The 23,296-nt window shown below is 38.7% G+C and carries 19 protein-coding genes; 7 read left to right on the forward strand and 12 right to left on the reverse strand.

From position 1 onward, the window contains the following. Nucleotides 1-151: 151 nt before the first annotated feature. Nucleotides 152-1,039 (reverse strand): LysR family transcriptional regulator, encoded by an 888-nt coding sequence (locus BOD01S_RS11070; protein WP_036153928.1) that lies wholly within the window; start codon nucleotides 1,037-1,039, stop codon nucleotides 152-154. 118 nt (nucleotides 1,040-1,157) lie between these two features. Here BOD01S_RS11070 and BOD01S_RS11075 point away from each other — a divergent pair, with 118 nt between their 5' ends. Further along, entirely contained in the window at nucleotides 1,158-3,161 is a 2,004-nt protein-coding gene (locus BOD01S_RS11075; protein ID WP_036153926.1) for a YhgE/Pip domain-containing protein, read from the forward strand. Nucleotides 3,162-3,324: 163 nt separating this feature from the next. On the opposite strand, the gene BOD01S_RS11080 is transcribed toward BOD01S_RS11075, so the two are convergent. Beyond that, on the reverse strand, nucleotides 3,325-3,840 hold the full coding sequence (locus BOD01S_RS11080; protein ID WP_233153138.1) for a hypothetical protein: 516 nt from the start codon (nucleotides 3,838-3,840) through the stop codon (nucleotides 3,325-3,327). Nucleotides 3,841-3,845: 5 nt separating this feature from the next. After that, nucleotides 3,846-4,319: an RNA polymerase sigma factor gene (locus BOD01S_RS11085; RefSeq protein ID WP_036153922.1), complete on the reverse strand. Its 474-nt coding sequence runs from the start codon at nucleotides 4,317-4,319 to the stop codon at nucleotides 3,846-3,848. A 335-nt stretch (nucleotides 4,320-4,654) separates the two neighbouring features. Between BOD01S_RS11085 and BOD01S_RS11090 the strand changes: the two genes are divergently transcribed. Beyond that, on the forward strand, nucleotides 4,655-8,437 hold the full coding sequence (locus BOD01S_RS11090; protein ID WP_052124815.1) for a S8 family serine peptidase: 3,783 nt from the start codon (nucleotides 4,655-4,657) through the stop codon (nucleotides 8,435-8,437). 246 nt (nucleotides 8,438-8,683) lie between these two features. Here the strand turns inward: BOD01S_RS11090 and BOD01S_RS11095 are convergent, their stop codons facing one another. Next, a complete protein-coding gene (locus BOD01S_RS11095) occupies nucleotides 8,684-9,643 on the reverse strand; it encodes a helix-turn-helix transcriptional regulator (RefSeq protein ID WP_036153920.1) in 960 nt (319 codons plus the stop codon). 108 nt (nucleotides 9,644-9,751) lie between these two features. Between BOD01S_RS11095 and BOD01S_RS11100 the strand changes: the two genes are divergently transcribed. Together BOD01S_RS11100 and BOD01S_RS11105 are read left to right on the forward strand one after the other, a co-directional pair. After that, nucleotides 9,752-10,231 carry a GyrI-like domain-containing protein gene (locus BOD01S_RS11100; protein WP_036153918.1) on the forward strand — a complete coding sequence of 160 codons (480 nt, stop codon included), beginning with the start codon at nucleotides 9,752-9,754 and terminating at the stop codon, nucleotides 10,229-10,231. A gap of 303 nt (nucleotides 10,232-10,534) precedes the next feature. Next, nucleotides 10,535-10,960 (forward strand): DUF3995 domain-containing protein, encoded by a 426-nt coding sequence (locus tag BOD01S_RS11105; RefSeq protein ID WP_052124814.1) that lies wholly within the window; start codon nucleotides 10,535-10,537, stop codon nucleotides 10,958-10,960. A 125-nt stretch (nucleotides 10,961-11,085) separates the two neighbouring features. Here the strand turns inward: BOD01S_RS11105 and BOD01S_RS11110 are convergent, their stop codons facing one another. The 5 genes from BOD01S_RS11110 to BOD01S_RS11130 all read right to left on the reverse strand — a co-directional run bounded on the left by BOD01S_RS11110 (nucleotide 11,086) and on the right by BOD01S_RS11130 (nucleotide 16,895). Continuing rightward, nucleotides 11,086-12,555 carry an MFS transporter gene (locus tag BOD01S_RS11110; RefSeq protein WP_052124813.1) on the reverse strand — a complete coding sequence of 490 codons (1,470 nt, stop codon included), beginning with the start codon at nucleotides 12,553-12,555 and terminating at the stop codon, nucleotides 11,086-11,088. Between the two features lie 450 nt (nucleotides 12,556-13,005). Continuing rightward, on the reverse strand, nucleotides 13,006-13,674 hold the full coding sequence (locus tag BOD01S_RS11115) for an ankyrin repeat domain-containing protein (RefSeq protein ID WP_036153916.1): 669 nt from the start codon (nucleotides 13,672-13,674) through the stop codon (nucleotides 13,006-13,008). 27 nt (nucleotides 13,675-13,701) lie between these two features. Next, nucleotides 13,702-14,394 carry a response regulator transcription factor gene (locus BOD01S_RS11120; protein ID WP_036153914.1) on the reverse strand — a complete coding sequence of 231 codons (693 nt, stop codon included), beginning with the start codon at nucleotides 14,392-14,394 and terminating at the stop codon, nucleotides 13,702-13,704. Nucleotides 14,395-14,412: 18 nt separating this feature from the next. Continuing rightward, nucleotides 14,413-15,864, reverse strand: coding sequence for a sensor histidine kinase (locus BOD01S_RS11125; protein WP_036153912.1), 1,452 nt, complete (start codon nucleotides 15,862-15,864; stop codon nucleotides 14,413-14,415). A gap of 68 nt (nucleotides 15,865-15,932) precedes the next feature. Further along, nucleotides 15,933-16,895, reverse strand: coding sequence for a DUF4822 domain-containing protein (locus BOD01S_RS11130; protein WP_036153910.1), 963 nt, complete (start codon nucleotides 16,893-16,895; stop codon nucleotides 15,933-15,935). Between the two features lie 363 nt (nucleotides 16,896-17,258). Here BOD01S_RS11130 and BOD01S_RS11135 point away from each other — a divergent pair, with 363 nt between their 5' ends. Next, a complete protein-coding gene (locus BOD01S_RS11135; protein WP_052124812.1) occupies nucleotides 17,259-18,116 on the forward strand; it encodes a dimethylarginine dimethylaminohydrolase family protein in 858 nt (285 codons plus the stop codon). 290 nt (nucleotides 18,117-18,406) lie between these two features. Here BOD01S_RS11135 and BOD01S_RS11140 read toward each other — a convergent pair whose 3' ends face one another. Next, the gene (locus BOD01S_RS11140) at nucleotides 18,407-19,144 is read right to left on the reverse strand and encodes a class I SAM-dependent methyltransferase (protein WP_036153908.1); all 738 of its coding nucleotides are present in this window, start codon (nucleotides 19,142-19,144) and stop codon (nucleotides 18,407-18,409) included. Between the two features lie 306 nt (nucleotides 19,145-19,450). Between BOD01S_RS11140 and BOD01S_RS11145 the strand changes: the two genes are divergently transcribed. Then, on the forward strand, nucleotides 19,451-20,158 hold the full coding sequence (locus tag BOD01S_RS11145) for a DNA alkylation repair protein (protein ID WP_036153907.1): 708 nt from the start codon (nucleotides 19,451-19,453) through the stop codon (nucleotides 20,156-20,158). An 861-nt stretch (nucleotides 20,159-21,019) separates the two neighbouring features. Here the strand turns inward: BOD01S_RS11145 and BOD01S_RS11150 are convergent. Next, the gene (locus BOD01S_RS11150) at nucleotides 21,020-21,517 is read right to left on the reverse strand and encodes an AAA family ATPase (protein ID WP_036153905.1); all 498 of its coding nucleotides are present in this window, start codon (nucleotides 21,515-21,517) and stop codon (nucleotides 21,020-21,022) included. Between the two features lie 378 nt (nucleotides 21,518-21,895). On the opposite strand from BOD01S_RS11150, the gene BOD01S_RS11155 reads away from it, so the two are divergent. After that, complete coding sequence (locus BOD01S_RS11155; protein ID WP_036153903.1) at nucleotides 21,896-22,366, forward strand: DinB family protein; 471 nt, start codon at nucleotides 21,896-21,898, stop codon at nucleotides 22,364-22,366. Nucleotides 22,367-22,641: 275 nt separating this feature from the next. Here the strand turns inward: BOD01S_RS11155 and BOD01S_RS11160 are convergent, their stop codons facing one another. After that, complete coding sequence (locus BOD01S_RS11160; protein ID WP_036153900.1) at nucleotides 22,642-23,295, reverse strand: SIMPL domain-containing protein; 654 nt, start codon at nucleotides 23,293-23,295, stop codon at nucleotides 22,642-22,644. Nucleotide 23,296 lies beyond the last annotated feature (1 nt).

Consider the following 23,296-nt stretch of genomic DNA (forward strand, 5'->3'; position numbering starts at 1 on the left):
AAAATCAAGCAGCTTTGAGGAGCCTTCCTACAATAACATGCGGCAAGGCTCTTCTATACAGGATTCGATTACTCCCCCTCACTTTCAAGAATATACATAATCTTTCACTCTTCCACAGTACAATCCCTCTAGCCAGAAGAAGGGCCTTTAATCAATTTTCGGAAAGTGCTAAAAAGTAGTCTAATACAAACAGGCGAAACTGCTTAGCAATTGGCGTAAAATAGCGCTTTTCGGACCAGGTTAATCCGATAGTCCGCTGGCAGGATGGCTCGTCTATTCGAAGTTTATGCGGAAACTCCGCTGATTTTGGTTCCCATGATAATTCAGACACGAAAGCAACACCCAGCCCCTGCCTAACCAGGTCTGAAATAACAGTAGGTTCGTCACCTTCAAAGGCAATATTCTGGACAAATCCTGCTTCCCTGCAAAACTGATCCGTTAAGCTGCGGAAGCCGTACCCTGTATTCATGCCGATAAATGCCTCATTCTTCACCTCTTCAAGCCGAACGCTTTCTCTGCCTGCTAACCGGTGATCAGGCGGCACGATTAAAAATATTTCTTCTGTAATGAGAGGTTCCCACTTAATACCATCCCCTTCAATTGGAACGGAAGAAATACAATAATCCAATTCACCTTCCAACAACATTTTTTTCATAGCCGAAACGGATTTTAAAAACTGCTGAAACCTTATATCAGGATATTTTGATAAAAATGAGCCTAACAATGCAGGCAACACTCTCGGAATCGTAACCGCTAACGTAATACTCCGCTGATCTTGATCAATAAATTGATTTAGCTCTCTTTGCCCCTCATTCAATTCCGCAAAAGCCCGGTCTACGCGGTTTAAAAAAATCTTCCCTGCTGCATTCAGCTTGATTTTCCGGTTTTCCCGGTCAAATAAATCTACTCCTAAATCTTCCTCTAAACGGGAAATTGTTTTACTGAGCGATGGCTGGGCAATTCGAAGTTGCTCAGCTGCCTTCGTCATATGTTCTAGACGGGCAACTGTTTGAAAGTACTTTAATTGCAAAAGTTCCATGTAGATTCCCCTTTCATCATAGACTTAAATCTATTATGCAATAACTTTTTATGTATTATACAACATTAACATATTAAATTATGATGAAATAATGATTTAAAGAAAGGCAGGATATTTCATGAAAGGATTAAAATTAGTATTTCAAGACTTAGGCGCTATTTGGAAACATAAGCATGGGCGAATCGCTTTGATTTTCCTTACACTTGTTCCTTTAATATACGCTGGATTCTTTTTAGCAGGATATTGGGATCCATACGGACAGCTGGATAAACTTCCCGTCGCAGTCGTGAATCTGGATGAAGGCGCTGCTATCGATGATGAATCCCTTCATATCGGTGATGATTTCGTTGATGAATTGAAGAAAAGCAATGAATTAAATTTCCAATTTGTCTCTGATTACACCGCCCAAAAAGGGCTTAAAGCAGGCGACTATTATATGGTCATCAAGATTCCAAAGGATTTTTCTAAAAACATTGCAACGGTAATGGATAAAACTCCAAAACCGGCAAAACTCTTCTACGAAGTCAATCCAGGGAAAAACTATGTAGCCTCACAAATCTCTACAACGGCCGTTGAAAAAATGAAAGCAAAGCTTAACGCCAATATCACAAAGTTCTACTCGGAAACGATTCTAACTAAATTCCATGATGTTTCAACTGGCTTCACCGAGGCAGGAAACGGAGCACAGAAACTTTATAGCGGGACAGTTGATGCACAAAATGGAAGCGGCCAATTAACTGATGGTATTCAACGTCTAGATGAAGGAGCACAAAAGCTTCAGACAGGCAGCACGGAACTTTCAGCTGGACAAAAGAGCTTATCTACTGGTGTAAATGCCCTCACGGCAGGTTCTAATTCTTTATACACAGGGTTACAGCAACTGACAGAAGGAGAGCGCTCCCTCCAATCGGGAATGAATCAAGTAAGCCAGGGCGTTACAAACTGGTCCGCCGGCAATGCAAAATTGGCGCAAGGACAAGAACAGGCAGCTACTACTGCCAAGAATTTAGAAGAACAATTGACTCAATATGTAAAAGAGCATCCGGAAGCGGAGCAGGATCAAAAGCTCCAGCAAATTCTTGCTTTATCACAGGCTTTATCCGCAGCACAGACTAACTTAAAAGCCGGTCAAGAACAGACGGATGCAGCAGCAAAAGAAATCGCTGCTGGTCAAACTTCCCTTCAAACCGGTATGGAAACGTTTGGGGAAAAAATAGCTCAGGCAACAGAAGGAGCTAAACAATTACATGAGGGTACGACTGAATTTGCGGGCGGATTTACAAAATGGATGACAGGTTATGCAGCACTTAATACCGGCATCACAACTCTCGCTGACGGAATCAGTCAAGAATCAAACGGTCTAACGGATCTGCAAAACGGGCTTTCTTCTTTGGCAGCCGGTTCAAATAAGTTAGCGGCAAACCTAAACGAAGCAGCAGAAAAAACGTCTACTCTTCAATCCAATGACTCTACTACAACGATGTTTGCACAACCAATTAAACTAGTAGCATCCGATTTATCTGATGTTCCAAACTACGGAACTGGTATCGCCCCTTATTTCCTTTCCCTTGCTTTATTTGTGGGAGGCATTATGGCAGCCAATATTCTGCCGCTGGGACGTAGAGAACTTCTAAAAGTGACAGGTACTGTTCACTTTATCAATAAATTAGGATTAGTTTACGTAGTGGGATTAATTCAGACAATTATCGTGGACCTTATCGTTCTGTTTGGCTTTAAACTAGCAGTAGCAAGTGTACCGTTATTCATCCTGTCAAGCATGGTCATATCATTAACTTTCATGACCTTTATCCTAATGCTTATTATTCTCTTTGGAAATCTCGGTAAATTACTGGCCGTCACTTTACTAGTCTTCCAACTAGCAACGTGCGGCGGAACTTTCCCGGGGGAACTGGGAAATCCGGTGTTAGCTAAAATTGGTGGAGTTTTACCAATGGCGCACTCATTAAAGAGCTTCCAGGAAGTTATCTCTCTCGGCGGCTGGTCAAACCTAGTCACACAAGGAGGTATATTACTCATTTACCTTCTACTTGCTTTCAGCATCGGCTGGATTACAAGCCATATCCAGCATAAAGAATCATCAGCTGCAGAAACTGCTGAGTAAGAGACTAGAGACAATTGCATTTTGGAAACGGACAAGTACCAGCCTTTATACAGGCTGGTACTTTTTTTTGAAAGTCCCTAATTACTTATAGTCTTCAACTGAGTAATAGCATTGCTATTAAGTTCGTCATTCTTCACGCTCGAATCCTTTAAATTTAGCCACCTTACCGAATCGGATCCTCAAAATTCCAGTTAGTATAAATGGCTGCTGCCGTAACTGGATCTGCATTCGTATCTTCCGTAAAACCGCCGATTAGATTGCCTACTCTAAATGTTGGCTCAAATAACTGTTCTTCTTTAGGGGGTGCTGTCGGGCCATCTATCCCCAATTCTGTCTCATCTGTAACGACTACTTTCATTCCGTTATCCAGCGTAAAGCTCATTCCGTCCTCTCCCACTTCAGTTATTACGCCTTCAATATTAAGCATTACTTTTGCAGCAGGACCTGAATTATTTACCTCAATTCTATCCGTCAAATCTATTGATACATCATTATTTATATTTGTTAAAGCCATGACAGCAATTGCTGCACAAGCTGCTAATCCCCCACCGATTAAACTTATTTTTTTCATAGGGATTCTCTTTTCTCTTTTCTCATATTCCATCATCTCTTTTTGCATTTTGTTCTTAAATTCTTCGGATGCATGAATCTGCTTCATCACTTTCTTATAAGCACTCATCACACTTAACTCCCCTCTTCTAAGATGGTTTTCAGCTTCGTACGTACCCTTCTCAGCTTTGAACCTACCGTATTTACGTTCATCTCTAATAGATTGGCAATTTCTGCGGTCGTGTAGCCCTCATAATAATGCAAATAAACAACGGCTCTTTCTTTTTCATCAAGCTGAAAAATTTCAGGGAGAACGATTTGTTCCTCTTTTGCAATAAAGTTCATCTCTTCTGTAATCGGTATTGTCTTCTTGACACGTGAAGACCTAAAGTAGTCCCTGCATTTATTAAATGTCACTTTGATGAGCCAAGCCTTTAAATGCTCCTTACTCTCGAAGGGCTTTTTCTGTCTCATCAGTGTCATATAGACCTCTTGAACAATATCCTCAGCCTCAGACATATTTTTTGTCTGCTGCACGGCAATTCGTATTAATGTATCGCTATAGGTTTGAACTATCTCATGCACATGTAAGCCGGCGATCGTCTTCATATCCAACCTCCTTCACTTCATAATACGATTCATTTTCGTCTATTCGTGCAAGGGAAAAATCTTTTTATGTATTTGATTCTATAACTGTTCATTTATATGACAAACCTTTGGGAAATTCAATAAATGAAGATAAGTAACTTTTCGTTTGAAAGATCTATTCTATTATTAATCTACTAGGAAAATAGCTTTAATCTTCGTTTGATAAACTAATACTATTTATCAATATTTTGGAATGTCCTGAAATTCCGATATTCGTATTAATTTTCTTATGATAAATTAGTATTGTCGCACTAAACTGAAAAGTGTGAAAATTTCAGGTAAAGGGGAAATGAGATTTGAAGAATTTTAAGTTTACAAAATTCTTTAGTAGTATTCTAGCTTTCGTTATGGTGCTTTCTTTATTAGTTCCATTCTCGAATGCTGGTGCTGAAGAACTGAAACCATTCAAGCAGAATGGTCAAAGTGAAAGTATCATCCAACTAAAGGCGGCTATTGCTGAACAGCTAAGCTTATCTAAAGATGGTCCAACCCTTCATGAAAGCTTGCAAAATGTATCAGGCAATCAAGAAGTAGCAGTCATCGTTCATTTATCTGAAAAGCCTGTGGCGTTAGAGCAAGGTATGAGCCAAGTCAGAGGAAAAAAATTCTCTAATGCCCGGGCAAATGAAGTTCGTGCAAATGTAAAAGCACAACAAACACATGTAAAAAAAGAGTTAGATGCTAAAAAAATTCAGATGACGCAAGGATACACATTTGATACTGTTTTAAACGGTTTTGCGGCAACTGTGAAAGCAAATGACCTTCCGAAACTGCTGACAGTCGAAGGAATTACACTAATCGAGCCTGATGCAACTGTTTACGCATCGGAAGATAATACGGCGCAATCATCAGATCTTATTAAAGAAGATGAATTAGAAGCTCAAATGAATACAAGTATTTCCTTCCTTGGTATCGAACAGCTTTGGAATGAAGGAATTGAAGGACAAGGGATAAAAGTAGCAGTATTAGATACTGGTATTGATGCAGATCACCCTGAGTTTGCTGGAATTTATAAAGGTGGAAAAAACTTCATTCCACATTCATCAACTTACACGAAGCCTCGTGCAGATAACGATGCATCGGAAACTTCGCCTTCGGAGCGCCCAGCCGGGGTACCTGAATTTAATTCAAACGGAAGTTCTTTCTATACTTCCCACGGTACACATGTTGCCGGAACAATTGCAGCAATCGGAGCTAACGAATTCGGCATTAAAGGAATTGCTCCAAAAGTAGACTTGTATGCTTACCGTGTTCTTGGGGCATATGGAAGCGGAGCTACATCCGGTATTGTTAAAGCAATCGAAACTGCTGTACTAGAAAACATGGACATTATCAATCTTTCACTTGGCGGCGGAGCTAACTCTGAAACAGATGCCGGTTCATTTGCTATTAATAACGCAATGATGGCTGGAACAATCGGAGTAATTGCAACAGGAAACTCTGGTCCAAACCGCGGAACAATGGGAACGCCTGCAACTGCTCGTTTAGGGATTGCTGTTGGTAACACAACAAACCCTGAAGTAATGTATAACGGGAAAGTGAATGTTACAGTGGGCAACTATAAATTAACAAAACAGCTTCCATTAATGGGAACGACTTTCGGGAAAGATTTAGCAACACAGCTTCAAGGAGAGTTTGATCTTGTTGCTATTCCTGGAAACGGAGAAAGTAAAGACTTTGAGGGAATTGATGTAGAAGGTAAAGTGGCATTGATTTCTCGTGGTGGTATCGCATTTGTTGATAAAATTGCGAATGCAAAGGCAAATGGAGCAGTCGCGACAATTATTCATAACTTTGCCGGCGGAACAAATGCACCGGATATTTCAGGCACATTCCTCGGTGATTCATTTGATTTCCTGCCAACATTTGATATGTCCCAAACAGATGGTGATGCAATTCGTGCTGCATTAGCAGGCGGAACAGGGAAAGTAAGCTTTGGTAATTTTGCTTCTACAAAGACACTGGGAGATGAAGTAAACTCTTCAAGTTCGCGTGGGCCATCTACACCAAACTTTGATATTAAACCAGATGTAAGTGCACCTGGAACAAACATTATGTCAACGATTCCAATGTATAAAAAAGATTTCCCAGATGCAGATTACGGGGAAGCATATGCCCGTAAAACGGGAACTTCTATGGCAACACCGCATATTACAGGTATTGCTGCATTAGTTAAACAAGCAAATCCTAATTGGAGTGCTTTTGATGTAAAAGTGGCGCTTTCTAATACAGCAAAGGTTTTAGATAAAACAAAATATGATGTATTTTCTCAAGGTGCAGGGCGTGTAAATGCTTATGCAGCAGCACATCCGGAAATCCTTGCCTATGCACTTGATAGCGCTATTTTAGATGGAACTGGGGCAGTTGCAGAAAACCTAAAAGGTACAGTTACTTTCGGTCCACAATCACTTAAAGACGGAGATATTTCTGTAACGAAACAAGTTTTAGTAAAAGATATTAAAGGAAACGGCGGCAATTATAATGTATCAGTTGATGTGACAAAAACATTTGGTGATGCAACAGTTACAGTAGATCAGCCAACATTCAATCTAGCTGGTGAGCAAGTTTTAAATATTACATTAACTGCTTCACAAGCTTCAGCACCAAACGGCTCTGAAATACTGGGGTATATTTACATCAGTAATGGTGCTACTGAAATTTCATTGCCATTCGCAGCTGACTTTGGCAGCGCAGCAGCAACGGAAATTAAAGATTTCAAAATTACAGAAACAGACCTGTCATTTAACGGAGACGGTGTGAAAGACTCAGCTGTACTTTCATTTACCTTAACAGGAGATGTAACAACTAACTACATCGAGATTTGGGATATTATGAATCCTGAAGGCGGAGAATACGGGGACGGCTATATTGGTTATTTACATTCAGGTACTGCGCTAGGTAAAGGCTCTTATACGCTGAATGTTGGCGGGCAGTACAAGCCTTGGGGATCAGAACCTGCCACAACGATTCCGGACGGACTATATACAATTGACTTCACTGGTCTTGCAGCATCAGGAACAGTTTCGGATTATGTTGGACCAATTGTAGTAAAAACGACGAAACCAGCAATTACTGGTTCAGTAGCGGAAGGTGTCGCTACAGGACAAGTAACAGATAAGTATATCGACTACAATGAAGAGTTATATTTATATGGTCTAGATTATAACCTAAATGATAAATTAAAAGCTTCCTATATTGCGACGGTAAATGGCGAAGTACAAGCGCCGGTTGCTTTTGAATTAAATCAAGACGGCAGCTTCACATTCCCAGTAACAGCAGAAACGACTGCTGTATCAGTAGTAATTACTGACGCTGCGGGGAATGTTGGCGAAGCAACGATCTATGAAAAAGAAGCAGTAGAACCAGTAACAGCACTTTCCGTAAACCCAACTACGCTAGACCTGACAGCTGGAGAAACTGCACAGCTTACGGTTACAGAAACGTCAACACCTGCTGAAGGTGATGCAACTGTGGAGGACGTAACTTCAAAAGCTACTTATGTTGTCGCAGATGAAAACGTCGCAACAGTAGCAAATGGATTAGTAACGGCAGTTGGAGAAGGCACGACTACCATTACTATTTCATACGGCGATAATGAAGTAACGGTAAATGTTACAGTTAAGGCACCTGTTGTAGAAGCCCCAGTAGTAACACTGGAAATCGACCAAGCTCACGTGGAAACTAGAATTGGTAAAGAAGCTAAGGTTACGATTACTGAAGTAACTACTTTTGAAGGTAAAAAAACAGAAAAAGATGTGACGAAATTTGCAACGTATGAAGTAGCAGATGATAAAATAGCTACTGTAAAAGAAGGTACTGTAAAAGGAAAAGGTCAAGGTAATACGACGATTACAGTAACTTACGGTGAGCACACACTAACGTTTGATGTGAGCGTTGTAAAGCCAGGTAATGGTAACGGCAACGGCAACGGTAACGGTAACGGTAACGGCAACGGCAACGGCAACGGCAACGGCAACGGCAACGGTAACGGTAACGGCAACGGTAACGGTAACGGTAACGGTAACGGTAACGGTAACGGTAACGGTAACGGTAACGGTAACGGTAACGGCAGGCAGTAAAGAAGTTACCAAGTGTAAAACATCATTAATTTAAGTTCAAGCAAAAAGAGAAATTGCACAGCGCAATTTCTCTTTTTGCGATTTGATATGAAAATACCCGAGGTGTTAGCCTTTTCCCAAAGATCGCCCGCCCCTTCTTTTTATTTCTACTATAAAAAATAGCACCACAGATCATGGTCTTTGCTGGTGCCGCTCATGTTTGTATAGTCAAATTAGTTAAAACCCCCGCTTACTTATCAATACAGTTCACCGTAATAGAGATGCCCTTTTTTGCAAAACCGCTGCCAGCTCTTCCGGCATTTCCTTGATTGTAAGGTCCTCCCCTAGAAAAAGCAGCCAATTAGTCATATCCCTTATCTCTTCTGCATTATCCACATTTATGAACGTATTTAGAGCAGCTGTTGTTTGGTATGGGTTCGTATAGGAAATCGACATGTTTAGAGGATGGTACTTTTTGAACTGGGCTATCGCCTTTGGGCCAAGCTCAAGGACAAGATTGATTGCCTCTTTCTGTTTACTAAGTTTTTCTAAAATCTTTTTCCTGCTTATTCTTTTTTTCACAGGATATACACTGACATCCGTGAGATGATCCACAGAAAAAATCTTTCTCTTTTCTTCTTGCAGGTCAACCCCTTCAATCAGCCAAATGCTTTTTTCGCGATAAAGATGTAAAAGAAAAATTGGATAAGACTTGATATCCTTCTCTTCTTGAACTGTAATCAATAAATAGCTATCCAAAAGAATAAGCTGTATCAGTTTTTCCAGCATTGGATGTGGAAGATCAGTCAGATCAAGCAGGTCTGGATTATTCGGATTGGTCCCTTCGAATAGTAAAATATGATTTAAATGGACAAGTTCATCTTGCTGGCTTGTTGAGAGAAGACCGATTAATTTTTCAGCTAAAGACTGCCGGCTCTTCAAGTAAGGAAGTTGTTGATTTCTTGTAGCCATAAAGGCAATAAAAAGAGCTTTGATTTCATTATCAGTAAAACGAACAGTTGGCAGGACGGAGTTGTTCATAACAAAATATCCCCCGCTCCTCCCCACTTCAGCAACTAGCGGCATCCCCATCGATTCAATTTCTTTAATATCCCGGATAGCTGTTGAACGGGAGATATTAAATTCCTGCATAAGTTCAGAAATTGTAAAATGGGTTCGGTTGTTGATATACCGCATAATGATGTTTATCCGTTCAATTTTTTTCATCGGGACCTCCTAAACAGTATCACTTTTTGACATGATTAAAGTTTATTATAAATTTATCAAGTGAAACAAACAATTACTTGAATAAACAATAAAAAGGGAGATGTGGATATGGGAAATTACACGTTAGAGGAAAAAGACAGTTTTACGGTTTTAGGTTTTGGAACGGAGTTAAAAAGCGATTACACAGACTACGCTGGCATTAACAAGGAGAAGTCAGATTTTTGGCTCGAAGTGCAGAAAGATGGACGGCTGGACAGATTAAAAGCCGTTGCCGCAAACGACTATATTTTTGCGGTGAATGAAGCAGTCAATAATAAAATGATGCACTATGCAGGCGTTATGACAGACGAATCACTGCCGGATGCATCTAGAGTAATTCAATTTCCTAAGGGAGAATACCTCGTTGTAAAAGGAGAAGCCGCAACTGCTGAGGAATTAAGTAACATGCTTACCGGTATTGCTTTCGGTCAGGCGCTGCCCGAAGCAAAAGAAGTTTCCTACGTTGGCGGTCCAAATACGACAGTTGAAATGGGAAAACGAAACGGCTTAGTATTCGGTGAAATGTGGATACCGGTTGTTAGGTCTTAATAAGAAAAAGACCAGGCATACCCGGTATCATTGACTAAAAAGATTTGTCTGCAGGGAGTTCGGAGTCTCCACCTGCAGCAGAAGCACTCGTTTATGGTAAATAGCAAACCAATTTGAAGGCTAATTCTAATATGAATTGGCCTTCATTTATTTGGTGTTATATAAGACTTGCCATGACTGCAACAAGTCCATTAGCCGGAGAGACACCGAGCAAAACTGTCCTAAAATACTTAAACAATGAGTATACTAATGATATGGCTCATTTACATAATGAGGACAATCACATACAGAAGAGGTGGTAAATTGATAAAGATTATTATAGAAATAACATCACTACTATTTATATTTATTGGTATATTACATGTCTTCTGGGCATTTGGCGGGAATTGGGGAATACATGCAGTTCTTCCAACTAGTGAAGATAGTAAATTAGCAGTTTTACGGCCAGGAATGCTGGGTACCCTATTTGTTGCATTGCTTTGCTTTTTTGCATCTGTACTTCTATTAGTTCAAATAGATTTATTCACTGTCATCAAACCCTCCCCTCTTACAAAATGGCTTTGTATAGCTGGAGGAATTGTTTTCTTGTTACGTGCTATCGGGGAAGGAAAATATGTAGGCTTTTTCAAGAAAGTTAAACATACTCGATTTGCAAAACAAGATACCGCCTTCTATTCCCCTCTTTGTGTATGGATGAGTTTCGCTTTTTTGCTGGCGTCATTTACTTGAGATTTTGTCAATCTACATATGGATGAACGAACTGCTCAAGTAAGTAAAGTGGATGTCAAATAGATGGCGAAATACAATAATAAAAGCAATGGAAAATGAATTCCATTGCTTCGGACTGTTATTTATTAGTCTTTATATAATAAGCTGGTTAATAGACCTTTGCCAAGACGACCTTTTCTAGGTGATTTCAACTCATCATGCCACCAGTATGCTTTCTCCGGATTTTTAAGCACTTCTTTTATTTCGCTCGGATGCTCAACAACCGGTGCGGAACCTCGAAGTGACCTACCTGCAGTCTCTTTTACAAACAGCGTGACGATTACAATTCCGAATAAGCACATAGCCATCAAGTAGTATGCCGGTACCATTTTATTACCCGTTACACTTACTAGCCATGCAACAAGGACCGGTGTCGTTCCTCCAAATAGTGATGTCGCCGTATTATACGTGATGGCAAGGGCACCGTAACGCACTTTTGTAAAAAACAGCGATGGAAGCGTAGCTGGCAAGGATCCCTGCAACGTTGACAGCAGTATACCGAGAATCAGCAATCCAAAAAATGCGCCATAGATATTGCCTGAACGAACTAGCATAAATGCAGGAACACTTAGTACAATCGCTCCAATTAAGCCTGCTTTTAATACACGATTTCTGCCGATTCGGTCACTCAAATGCCCCATTGCCATAACAAGCGGTATCATCGCAACCATTACTAGAACAAGCAGTAAAAGCCCTTTTTCTTCACTGTATCCAAGCTCTTCTGACATGTAAGAAGGCATATATGTCAGGACGGTATAACTCATTACATTGTAGAAAATAACGATGGCTGTACAAATTAATAGTGCCTTCCGGTGCTCCGTAAAAATTTCTTTTAAAGACGAGTTTTCTTTTCTTTCTTCTATCGTTTGATTCATCGCCTTGAATGCCGGCGTCTCATCCAAATGGTTACGGAAATAAAAACCGATTATACCAAGCGGTGCAGCAATAAAGAATGGTATTCTCCAGCCCCATGCCACCATCGTCTCACTTCCAAGGATATATGTAAGCAATGTTACAAGACCGGCGCCGGCAATATAGCCTACCAATGTTCCTACTTCCAAACCACTTGCCATAAAACTGCGTTTTTTATCGGGAGTCGTTTCCGCAATATAGGTCATAGCCCCTGCATACTCCCCGCCCGTTGAAAATCCTTGAACAAGTCTTGCTGAAAGTAATAAGATCTGTGCAGTAATCCCAATAGCTGCGAAACCAGGTATTAACCCAATGCTCAGAGTGGCAGCTGACATCAGGATCATCGTGATAGCTAAAACATTTTTCCGTCCTATACGGTCACCTAACATGCCAAAGAACATCCCGCCGATTGGTCGTGCTATAAAAGCAACAGCAAAAGTAGCAAATGCATAGATTAATTGAAAAGCTGGGTCAATTTCAGGGAAAAAGACTTTCCCCATTGTAACGGCCAAGAAGGAATAAATACCAAAATCAAACCACTCCATGGCATTCCCGATGGATGTACCAAACATGGACTTTTTAGCTGCAGTGCTCTCTACTACGGAAATATCCTTTTTCTTTAGTTCTTGTAGTTGTTTACTCATTTATTCCCTCCTCAATGCTGTATAAATTGCTTAACAGTTTTTCCCCTTATTTATTCCACTTGAAACACTACAAAAATAGAGAAGTTATCGTAAAATGAAGATTTTACGCTGGCTGCTCAATTAGAATACTTAAATTTATCTGATTCATGGCTACACATCCTGTTCCTTATATGAAGTTGCTTATGTAGACTTTCTGGATTTATCGGGGGGCTATACAAATGAGGGAGGTATGGGGCTAAATGGCTTAGAATTCTCAGACATTGTTTTGATGAGCAAGCAACGAAACGTCCGGCTCGGCAGGCTTCCCTATAAGAGTTGGTCAGCAATCAAAAGAAGATAATCCACCAGAACTGCTCAAGCTGTAAAATAGATTCTCAATGTATTTCGAACAATAGGCGAAATTCAACACAAAAAAGACGGATATGCCTAATTGCTATATCCGTCTTTCTCCTATTCTTCTAACATTTTAATCATTTCTGTATACCCCTTCTCCTTAGCGTAATCAAGTGCTGTTTTCCCGGAATTGTCACGAAGTTCTTTATTCGCATTATGGGCTAATAATTCCTGTACAATCTGCTGATACACGAATGAACCGTCTGTTAAGGCTACCGCTTCAATTAAAGCCGTATAGCCAAAGCTATTTTGATGATCGATATCTAATTTACCATCCGCTAAAAGCAGCTTCACATTGTCTAAATGTCCTTTTTCCGCTGCTGGTATTAATGCATTGCCGCCATAGCGGTTAACAATTTCCTGATTCGGCTCCGCATGCTCCAGCATATACTTTAAAATCTCTGTTTTTCCTTGCGCACCTGCATACAGATAGGCGCTATCCTGAATATTATCCTGTTGATTAATATCTGCTCCCGCTTTAATTAACAATTTTGCCGCTTCAATATAGTTTTCATGTACAGCAATTAATAAAGGCGTTTCCCCCTTATCATTCGTTTCATCGATCGGATATGATGAATCCTGGACAATTTCCTGCACTTTCTCTAAATCATTGTTTTCTACTGCCTGAATAAGTTCTCCCGGTTGTTGCTTCATATGCTTTTCCGCCCCTTCATTACACCCTGTTAATATGAATAATATGGTTACGACAATGCCTATAAATTTCATGTAAAACCTTCCTTAGACAAGGAGATTTCAACTATTAAACCGGTAGCCGCTGCCCCAGATTGTCTCAATTGGCAGCTCTGATAGTTTCCCCTTTTTTAATTTATCCCGAATCCGACCTACATGAACGACAACCGTAAAAACATCCCCATCTAAATCATCCATATACCATAATTGACGGAATAGCTGCTCCTTTGTCCATACGCGGTTCGGATGCTCCATAAAAAATACGAGTAAATCAAATTCCTTCGTTGTAAAAATAACTTCCTGACCTAAAACGAATACTTTGCGTGCAGCTTTATCAACTATAATATTATTCCTCTCTAAATATTCCTGTTGTTGTCCTGTACCTGTCAGCTGCTTATAACGTTTACTATGGGCTTGTACACGTGCAACAAACTCGCTTGGGCTAAATGGTTTCGTTATATAATCATCCGCACCTAAACCAAGCCCTCTTATTTTATCGATATCTTCTTTTTTCGCAGATACAATTACAAGCGGTATATTTTTCTTTTCACGAATACGGCGGCAAATTTCAAACCCATTCATTGAAGGGAGCATTAAATCAACGACAATTAAATCAAATGGTTCATTTAATGCTCGATTCAATCCTTCAAAACCGTCCGTTACAATTTCTGCTTGGATGTCATGAATTTCCAAATAATCTCTTTGTAATTCCGCAATGCTTATATCATCTTCAATGATTAAAATTCGTGATGGCACTAGTTATTGACACTTCCTTTAAGCCTTTTCCAAGATTATCGTTACCGTTGTACCATGATGCAGCTTACTTTGAATTTTAACGTGACCATTATGCTTTTCAACGATTTGCTTTACAATCGCAAGCCCTAAGCCGCTGCCGCCTGTCGTCGATGTTCTTGCCTCTTCACCACGATAAAAGTGATCGAATACATATGGGAGTTGTATATCCGAAATTCCCTGTCCGTTATCCTTCACAACTATCTCAACTTGATGACCAGTGACTACTACTTCCAAACTCATATACAATGGTTCATTCGGCTTTTTAAACTTGATACTATTTTCTATTAAATTCGTAATTGCCCGGTTCATCTGCATACGATCAACCTGAACATATACATCCTCCACTACATTCAGATCCCATTGAACTTCCCGATTATATAATTGAAATTCTTCCACTATATGTGTAAGGAATTTAGCAAGCTGTATCCGTTCAAAATGGAACTGAACTGCCTCCGCATCAAACTTGGAGTAAAGGAAAAGTTCCTCGATCAGGCTGTTCAATGCGAGTGATTTAGAATGAATAGTCTTCAAATATTTCTCCCGCTTTTCAGGTGTCTCGGCAACTCCCTCCCGCAAACCCTCAACATACCCAATAATAGTTGTAATCGGTGTTTTTAAATCGTGGGAAATGCTTGCTATTAGGTCTTTACGATTTTTTTCAAGATGTCGCTGCTCCTGGATAGACACTAAAAGTGCTGTTCGCATACTCTCAAAATTAGCTGTCAGCTCATGCACTTCCCTTGCTGTATTGGCAGGTATAGTCGGTGTCTCGACCATTAAATTTCCCTCTTGTATTTCAGACATGGTCTGTCCTAAATTTTCCAAAGGCTTAATAATTGTCTTGTGCAAAAGCCGGTTTAAAAAGAGCATTGCTGCGAACGACGCAAGAAGGATGATGAAAATAATAATAATTCCCCATTTTGTAAGAAACTCTAAAAAGCTGTTTTCTTTCTTCAACACTAGAATGCTGCCCTTCGACTTGTCGCTATAGTAAAAATCAAACTTAATATAGCGGTACAGCCTCCCTGCATTATCTATCGTGCCCTTCGTTTCAATATTATTCGTATCGAAATTCGGGAAATGCACGACAAGCGACTTTTCTACCAAACCTTCCGAATAATATACAATCTCTCCTTCATGGCGGATAACAACCCCAAGTGCCTCCTTCTCAATCCGCTGTAATTTCCCCTTCATATCCTGTACTAAAAGCTTGTCAGGTTCCTGCTTGGCAATATTACGCAGCTCTACATAAGCAAGCTCCTCTTCCGGGCTCAATGAGCGCTGTTTTGTAAAAGTTTTATACAATGTTTTAGGCGTCGGGACTGACCCTGTTGTCACATAAAAAACAATACATAGAATGGAGAGAATAGAGACACTCGCAATAACAATACCACCGATGTAAGAAACTAAAAATCTATTTTTGATCGTCATATTGATCTCCTTTCCTCAATATATAAAGGAGATTCCTTATTTTTTCAAGTGACGGAGATTATCCTTGATTAAAAACTAAAAGATGGCTGTAGATCTCCCTCATATGGCTCATGCTCTACAAAAATTGTGATATCACTGCCATCTGCACCCTTACCAAGACGTTTATAAGTAAACTTATCATCATTTAACTCAGTAAGCTCCAATGCTGCACCGTATTTATTATCACCTATTGATACATGAGCGCGAATTTTATTGTCATGGATGACATTAAAGTAACCGTAATCTCCCCGACTTTCTCCGGTTTCCATATTAAAAAATTCATATTTATTTGTGTCCTTAGCAAATTTTGCGACACTTAAAAAATTCATATTATACTGTGTGACATCATTGCCTTTTTCATCAAGTACCTTTGTTCCTTGCCATAAAGTATTACCAAGAATCTCATCACCATCTACACGTGTATCAATATCTCCTGTAGAAGCAGTTAACTTTTGCTCTTGTTTAGAGAAGGTTAAATCATTTTCATATGGTATATGCTCTACAAATACTTCCGTGTCATTACCTTTCGCATCTTTCCCCATACGCTTGTAAGTGAAAATCCCCTCATCTAATTCAGTTATTTCAACGACAGCCTGGTATTTCATCGTTTCTGAAATTAAAATGCGTTTCAGCCCGTCGTTCGTCATAAAGAATGTCCCCTCATCGCCGCGTGTCTCACCTGTTTTTGCATCAAAAAATTCATATCGGCCTGTCTGAGAATCGTATTTTGCTAAACCGATAAACCCAGCATTTTCCTTAGTTAAATCATTGTTATCCTTATCGTAAACACGAGTTCCCTGCCAATTTGTGCCGCTTAATATATCCGCCATTTCTTGACCCTTTGTAAGCTGTTTTTCAGCTTTATTGGCTTTCACCTGTTCATTTTGCGTTACTGTATTATTTGTCTCATTTTTTGCCATATCAGTGCATGCCGCCAATAATGTGACTGAACTAAAAATAGCGAGTGTTGCGAATTTTAACTTATTATTCATAAGTTATTTCCTCCTTTATCATTTGCTTATACTTCATTATGAAGCGCAGTTCTAAACTGGATATATCGCAAATATAAACAAAATATAAATTCGAAAAAACGCTACATGTGCTAAGCCCTATGCTTTTTTATAGATGAAAGCAAATAATAAATAGCGGCAATAAATGATACTTACTTATGATAAGGATCAGTGCATCTATTGAACTCATATTTTTTACTATTTTCTTCAGATCAAAATAAGCCCCATTTCTCCTATCTAAAAAGAAAGATTCTACTGTGCAAAAAAATTCTTACTGTCTGTTTGTCATAATAATAACTCCTTCGGAAAAACTAGCTTAAAAAGCGATGATTGGAGTCCCTAAAGATGACAGAACGTCCACAGACAAACAGCAAGACTTTTTGTATGAGTGAATACGATGTGCTAAAACGAGTAATCCTTTGTCAGCCTCAATATATGACCATCCGCGAAGTGATTAATGAAACGCAGGAACATTTTAAAAATGTAGGTATCCATATAGAGCGCGCACTCGAACAGCATAGTGAACTTGTTAAAACGTTAAAGGAAAATAAAATCGACGTTATTTTATTGCCTTATCACAAAAAATATCCTGAACAGGTTTTTACACGAGATATTGGTTTTACACTGGGGCAGACAATCTTCGTCGCTAAAATGGCAACAGATGTCCGCTCGGGGGAGGAGGACATTTTAAAACAATGGCTCGAGGATGAAGAAATCTCCTACTATAATTTAATCGAGGAACGGATTGAAGGTGGAGATGTTGTGATTGATGGGAAGACAATTTACGTGGGACTCAGTAACCGGACGACCCTAAAAGCTTCCGAACAATTACAGCGTCTTTTAAATCAATTTGATGTCATTCCCATTTCATTTAAAGAAAAATACTTGCATCTGGATTGTATATTTAATGTCGTTTCACCTGAAGTGGCCCTTATTTACCCAAATGCATTAACGCAAAAAGACATCGATTTTTTTGCTGCACGCTATGATCTAATTGAAGTATCGGAAGAGGAACAATTTCAATTGGGCACAAATGTATTAAGTATTGGCAACAAGCGGGTATTGAGCCTGCCAGTAAATAAAAATGTAAACAAACAGCTTCGCAACCGAGGCTTCCAAGTAATCGAAGTGGATATTACAGAAATCATCAAATCAGGCGGCTCTTTCCGCTGCTGTACCCTGCCTATCTTACGGGAAGCTTAAATAAATGAGTGACTAAATAAACAACCCGCATTTTCTAGAATGGGGTTGTTTATTTGGTTATTAGCTTTAATTTCACTCTAGGAGCAAATCGATAATAAACGTTGATTCTTGCATATGACATGACACTTTTTGGTCGGTCTTTTTTGTTTTGTGTACGTATTTCAAATCGAAAAGATTTTTGACTAGGATAGTTTTCTGTTTAATTAACATAAACATCGTACCTAGTTATGATACGGGTCTCCATAACATGTGTAAGTGCGTTTTTAATTGTCGTTTCTATGTTCTTTAAATTATACTTTTTTTGCTCTAACAATTAAAAACGAAGGTCGACGGAATTCTTTATTCAGACTTGGTAAATTACACACCGCTTCTTCACTTGGCACTGGCTCAATCATTTTTTCAATTTGTAATCCACTTTCAATAAGGGTATTTAGGATAGTAGACATCGTGCGGTGATATATCATCACATTCTCAACTAACCAATTTTGAGTACGTAAGCCTTCATCCTGATAATTGTCTACCGCAAAATAAAGGAGATCACCTTCTTTATTTGTGATCCAATTCTCTCTTCCTTTATTTGCAGTTACAATCGGGTGCTCTAGAGAGAATAGTAAAATTCCTCCTTTGCATAATGCCGTACTTATCTTCTTTATAAGCAACTGAAAATCTGCAATATAGTGAAAAGCTAAGGAGCTACTAACAAAATCAATAGTTCCATTCGTCACTGTCATATCTTCAAATGCAGCCTGCTCAAAAGTAAGCCCTTCATGAATATGACGCTTTTTTGCATGAGCAATCATGTTTGAAGAAATATCAATTCCCGTGACATGTTTTGCCCCTTGGCTAATACAATAGGCTGCAAAATTCCCCATTCCACAGCCAATATCTAATACTACTTTATTTTCAAGATTTGGAATTAGCGAGAAAAAGTTTGGCTGCTCAAGCAAATTGTTATAATTATTTTCCCGAGCCCGTATTTCTTGATATTTCTCGAAAAACGTATCGTTATCATATATATTCTGTTTCATTTTACCCTTCATTTCACCATAACGTTATGAAGTATTTGCGCAAATTAATTATTACATGTAGGCAAAAGTAAAAGTAGACTTATAATTCAGTTTTTGCTAGGATGTAGATAGAGGCATGTCTTCTTTATAAAATTCCATGAAAACAATCTATTAAAAGGCAGAAATCCCACTTGATTTCTGCCTTTATTTTTTTGTATAAATTAAGCACCTATAATTAATGACATCGATCCAGTGTTTGCCATCCGGGCTTTTTCCGTTACAATTATGAGTAAATGTTCCAACGAAATCTATAGAGGATGTGCAAATATGACTTTTGAAGAAGTGATGGAAAACCTAGAAGTGCTAGGAAAAGAACGTACAAAGAAAATTTATGTATCAAACGGTGCAAAGGAACCTGTATTTGGCGTCGCAACAGGTGCAATGAAGCCGATCGCAAAACAAATAAAGATCAATCAGCCTTTAGCAGAACAACTCTATGCCACAGGAAATTATGATGCGATGTACTTTGCAGGTATTATTGCAGACCCTGTGCATATGACAGAGGATGATTTTAACCGCTGGATTGATGGGGCTTATTTTTATATGTTGTCCGACTATGTCGTTGCAGTGACATTAGCAGAATCGCCTATCGCCCAAAGTATTGCCGATAAGTGGATTAGTAGTAATGAAGAGTTGAAAATGTCTGCTGGCTGGAGCTGCTATTGCTGGATGCTTGGCAATCGGAAGGACGAGGAATTCTCTATACCTAAATTAACAGGCATGCTGCAAATCGTAAAAGAAACGATTCATAAGGCACCGCCGCGCGCGAAAGCTTCCATGAATAATTTTGTTACGACTGTCGGTGTCTCCTTCAAACCGTTACATGAGCAGGCACTTGAAACTGCGCAAATTATCGGTCCTGTGGAAATAGAGCGTGAAAATAAAAAAAGCAGTGTTGTGAATGCGTACGAAAGTATTGCAACGGAAGTTGAACGCAATCGGATAGGATTTAAACGAAAATATGTACGGTGCTGACGGGAGGGCGCGGTATGAATTAGGAGCATTTAGTAAATGAAAAGAGACGTGAAGCTTTTATAAAACTCGTAGAAGCGATAGAACAAAACTTACTAGACGGATTTGAAAAAGCTGAAGAATACGGCGGGATAAGCTATGTCGTCCCTCATTCTCTATACGCGAAGGGCTATCATGTGACACCTGAAAAGCCGCTCCCCTTTCTTAGCCTTATCGCATAAAAACAGCCATATCAGACTTTACCATATGGTCATTTATGCTGATGAGTTTGATCAAAAAAAAACGTAGCCCCATATTTAAATTTAAATGAAAAGAACCCGTTTTGAAATAGGTTTGTTCAAAACGGGTTAACTCTTTGTGAAACACTGTCCATTTTTATAAAAAAGTTTGATCATTTTCTCAGAGTCTCATTCCACAATTGCGTCCCATTGTTGAAGATCGTTTCATCTAAACCCCCAGTAACTGAAGTAGCGGATTGAGAAAAATATAGATTTACAGAGTCTCTATATACAGGTTTTTATTCAGATAACACCCCTAGATTGTTTTCTGCAAAATCTTGAAAAGTCTTATTGCGGCTATCTTTATCTACCTTTGCATAAAAAGCTGTATAAACAATATTCAAAGAAAAAGTTAAGAAACGTTCATTTTACAGCGGTTCTTAGCTTTTTGTGTTTATCAAAAATTTCGTTTGGGAACGTTATTTTATATGCTATCGTATATTTTGTTAGTGCTATTACAAAACTTGAAAAAAGAATTAAGTTCTTAATATATATTTACATTGTAAAATTCCAGCAGAGGTTTCTATTGACGGTTTAGTTCAGCTAATTATCTCTCTAGTACTATAGCGCTGTGTTGGACTCCTTTTTATTCTTTTTCATTAAGCTCTAAAATATTTAAACCCTCGGATGCTTCTGGTGCTTCAAAAAATTTAGTAACATTCATAAACGTCTCTTCCGTGTCAAAAGTTGCTCTTTCGGGTTGTTCGTTACGCCTTTGTGCAATTTGACGTAAGCATTGCTCATTATTTAAATTAAGGAAAATTAGTTGATGGTTTGCATTGATCTCTGACGCTATATCTAAAAACCATTTTCGCTGTTTTTGAGTGTTACCTGGAAAATCCATCACTACATTTGTACCAACACTTAATATGTTTTGGACGTGCTTTTTCATCATAGGCTTGAGTTGCGCCGAGAATTTTAGATAGTCTTCAAATGATGTGATTTGATTAGGATAAAGAGATGAAAGCCATTCATCCTCAGATAACAGTACTGCATGTTTTTCTATAGCTAATTGTTTTGATTTAGTTGATTTCCCTGCTCCCATTTTTCCGCAGAAAAAGTATATAGTTCCTAATCTTCCCATATTTTTATCCTCCGAATTTATTTTATTGGTTGTTGCCCACCTTGTAAAATTATAATTTACAACCTAGATTATTGGTAATAGTAACTAACTTCATTAACTATAATTATTCAGTTTCAAATATTCCGTATCTAAATCGGGGCTTTAATTTTATTTTAGGATATAAAGAGCCTCTATGACCTAACTTATTATAATTTTCATTCAAGAATATGACCCTTTAATGGAAAAAGACGCATTCTTTATTAAAGAATTGCGTTAGGTTTTGGGATAAGAAGAAGATCTAATGACTTGGAAATGAGGTATGAATTTTTTGCCATAATGGTTCACCGCGAACATTCATTCCTGTATATTAAATATATACCAATAGATGGAGGATAAATTATGAATTCAATTGATTTAATTCTTTTAAATTTCAATGAGGTACGAAGAAGAAGTATTAAGCTTTGGACTTCTATTCCTCAAGAAAAATTACATTGGAAACCCGATGATGAAGCAATGACTTGTATTGAGATGATTAGGCATGTTCTTGAAAGTGAACATTATTACCACCTAGCTATTCAAAATCGTGGAAGTCTGGAAGTATTCGACTCTCCTTTCGAACAACAACCTTTTTCTACTGTAAGCGCTGAATTAAATTTTGCTGAACCGTTTAGAAATCACTTCTTAGAAACTATTAAGTCATTTTCAGAAGAAGACCTAATAAACATTAAAATTGATCGTTCCGAATCAGGTTACATAAGAAGTTTAGGCGACATGTTGTTAAGAGTAGCCTACCATGAATCTGTTCATACTGGCCAATTGCTGGGTTACTTAAGAACGGCAAAGGTTCCAAGAATACGAGTTTGGGATTGAGTTTATCTATAGGTGGTACGCCTTTTTATTTGTTATTACGATAAATATTTCTAATACAGAAAAAGCGCCCGATTGTTGAAAGTCATCGTTGAAATAAATACTTACTAATTTAGGTATGTTACTTCACTATCATTATACTTATCTTTGTTAACCTTACTATTTTATGTAATTATAAACAATGTCGGCATCTTCTTATTATCACTCGAAGCACCTTTTCAACTAGAAAACGGTGCTTCTTTGTCGCTCTATTTTTAATGACATCTTATACTTTAACATTAAAACCGAAATTTAACCCGAACTGAGGCATTAATAGGAATTGTTCCCTGTTCAATAGGTGTTATAAACTCCCGGCTGCTCAGTTGAACTGCCTTATACGGAACTGGTGTAACATCATGGCTTTCTTCAATAATCTCGATCGGTATAGGCTGTAATGGTATATGCATCGTTTCAGCCATGGATTTGGCTTTCGCTACTGCATTGATCAGTGCTAAATTAAGCGCCCTTTGATAATGGGCATCCGAATTCTCTATTTTAAACTGAATCGCTGAAACATGATTTGCCCCATTTTGTATAGCTGTATCAATAACCGTTCCAGCTTGACCAATATCCGTTATTTTAACGGTAATCGCATTTTGCACCTCATAGCCCCTAAACACTTGTTTTCCCTCAATATAATCGTAATTTGGAGAAATAGTATAGGCAGCTGTTTGGATAGCCTCTCTAGGAATATTTAACGCCACGAGCGATTCGATGACACGGTTCATGATACGGGCATTTTCCTGCTGAGCTAAACTGACATCCTTTCCTTCTGTACGTACTTCTATCTGAATCTGCACATAATCAGGCTGCGCAATTATTTCCCCATTCCCTGTCACGGTCATTTCACGTGAGATTGGGAACAGCTGATACTGCATTTGTGGATGATGCAAC

Source organism: Lysinibacillus odysseyi 34hs-1 = NBRC 100172, assembly GCF_001591965.1.
GTDB lineage: Bacteria > Bacillota > Bacilli > Bacillales_A > Planococcaceae > Lysinibacillus_B > Lysinibacillus_B odysseyi.